The following is a 2,291-nucleotide window of genomic DNA, read 5'->3' as shown; positions in this document are numbered from 1 at the left end:
TTGCGTAATTGAGGCTACTGAATGTTCAGAAGCTGCTTGACCGTCGTGAGCACGTGAGCGGCCTGGATGGGCTTGGTGATGTAAGTGTTGGCGCCCAGACTGAGTGCCTTCTCACGGTCGTCGGAGCCGCCCTCGGTGGTGATGACCACGATGGGAACGTCCTTGTGCGTGTCGTCCTTGCGAATGAGCGTAATCAGCTTGATCCCGTCCATCACGGGCATGTTGATGTCCGTCAGCACGAGGTCGAACTTCTTCTCCGACATCTTCTTGAGTCCTTCGACGCCGTCGTTGGCCTCGACGATCTCAAGATTACGAAGGCGCTTCAACGCGAAGATAATCAGTTGTCGCATCGTTGGTGAGTCTTCGACTACCAGCACCCGGAAATCCGCCATAAAACCCTTTTGCCCCGGCCCCTTCCGAGGCTCCTCCTATTTCGTCAGCAGGTCGATAAAACCCTGGATTGTGTTGAGCTTGCGCTCGGAATCCGAATACAGCTTGGCGGAAAACACCGCCGTTGCCGCATGACCCGCGAGCAGGGTGAACAATTCGTAATCGACGTTGGCAAACTGGCGCTTTTGCTGCAGCAGTTTGTAGATACAGATGACGCCAATCACCTGTTCCTTGATCTTGAGAGGAATGCAGACCAGCGGATCGGCGGGGTTGAGCCCGGGATCGTCGGGAATCGTCTCGACAAAGTAATTTTCGCCGGTCTCGGCGGACTTGCCGACGACACCCTGTCCCAGGTTCACCGCCGGAATGGCCTTGAGATCGACGCCCTCGCCGGCCACCGCCGAAAGAGCATGGGTCTTCTCATCGAGCAGAAGAACCGCGAACATCTCCGCACCGATCAGGTTGATGATGATCTCAACAATGATCTGCAGAACTTCCTTGAAGTCGAGAGTGGAGTGGAGCTGATAGGAAGAGATGTAGAGATTGGCGAGGTTGTTGTTTTCCTCTTCAATGTCCACATAGCGCTCGGCGAAGTCCTTGTTCTCGGCTTCGACCTCTTTATAGCGCGTGAGGATCTCTTCCTTTTCCTTCTGGAGACGCTCGATCTCGGCAACCAGGCGCTGGGTATCGGGCGGCACGCCGCCGGCGGGAGCAACGGCCTGCAACGAGCGGTTTTCCTGTTCGAGCTGGACAAGTCGGTACCGCAAACGCTCGTTCTCCTGAAGGAGCTCTTGCGTAAATTCCGCGCCCTTTTTGAAGTGATTCAGGAAATCTTCCGCGCGATCATGCAGTTCATCACGCTCGGCAAGATCCCCCTTGTCGTCCTTATCCATTCGAGGCCTGTGCTGCCTTTCCAGATCGTGCTGTAGCACGAAATTGCCGCCGCGCTCAAGCCCGGGCGGCTTTCCCCCGTGGTTTTGCCCGGGGTTTATTCACCGCCGCGGCCAGCAAGCGGGGGATCTCCGGCAGTGCCGCCACCTTGTCGGCCAAACCGGCTTCCACGACCTCTCTTGGCATGCCGTACACTACCGCTGTCTCCTGGGATTCCGCGATGACATGGCCACCTGCGTCATGCACCACCCGGGCCCCCTTGAGGCCGTCATTGCCCATACCGGTGAGAATCACTGCATCGATGCGTTCTTCAAATACCTCAACCGCCGACTCGAAGAGCCGGTCCACCGACGGGATGAAGCGATCACTCTCGGCCGGATCAGCAATCGTGAGCTTGGGGCCGCGGGTAGAATTCTCGATGAGCAGGTGCTTACCCCCCGGCGCCAGGATGACCTGCCCGGGTTGCAGCAACCGCCCATCCTCGCCCTCGATCACGTCGCGTCCAAGGCGCTTTGAGAGGCGCTCGGCAAAGGGCTTGGTAAAGCCGCGCGGCATGTGCTGGGCAATCGCAATGGGGATATCGAAGCGCGGCGGCAGTTCCGAGAGCAGGTAGTGGAGCGCCGCCGGCCCGCCGGTGGAAGAGCCCACCACCACGCAAGAGGGCGTCTCCTGCATCCGGACTTCGGCCACCGCGCCACGTCCGGCCGCGGGCTTGAGCCCGCGCTCGAACTGCATCAGGTTCGAGAGCGCCACCTTGCGGATGTTCTCGACTTTGAAGCGCAGTTCCTGAGCGATGCGCTGGATGTCCGACGAGATGCGCGCGCTGGGCTTGGCAATAAAGTCGGTTGCGCCCAATTCCAGTGCGCGGAAAATCGCGCGGTCTTCCGAGCGCGAACTCACCACAATGACCGGCAGCGGCCTGGACTGAGTTACCAGCCGAAGGAAGGTAAACCCGTCCATGCCGGGCATTTCCAGATCCAGCGTGATGACATCAGGGCTGAACTCGTAGA

3 protein-coding genes are annotated in these 2,291 nt (G+C 59.1%); all 3 read right to left on the bottom strand.

All coding sequences use genetic code 11. The features are described 5' to 3' along the window. Positions 1–14 precede the first annotated feature (14 nt). Positions 15–392 (bottom strand): response regulator, encoded by a 378-nt coding sequence (locus KDH09_12390; GenBank protein MCB0220489.1) that lies wholly within the window; start codon positions 390–392, stop codon positions 15–17. A 36-nt stretch (positions 393–428) separates the two neighbouring features. Then, positions 429–1,283: a GAF domain-containing protein gene (locus KDH09_12385; protein MCB0220488.1), complete on the bottom strand. Its 855-nt coding sequence runs from the start codon at positions 1,281–1,283 to the stop codon at positions 429–431. 55 nt (positions 1,284–1,338) lie between these two features. Beyond that, a partial coding sequence (cheB, locus tag KDH09_12380; GenBank protein MCB0220487.1) for a chemotaxis-specific protein-glutamate methyltransferase CheB occupies positions 1,339–2,291 on the bottom strand: 953 nt, incomplete at its 5' end.

It is taken from the genome of Chrysiogenia bacterium, assembly GCA_020434085.1.
Taxonomy (GTDB): domain Bacteria; phylum JAGRBM01; class JAGRBM01; order JAGRBM01; family JAGRBM01; genus JAGRBM01.
Note: the sequence above shows the minus strand (reverse complement) of the source record. Positions and strands in the feature narration are given on the sequence as shown.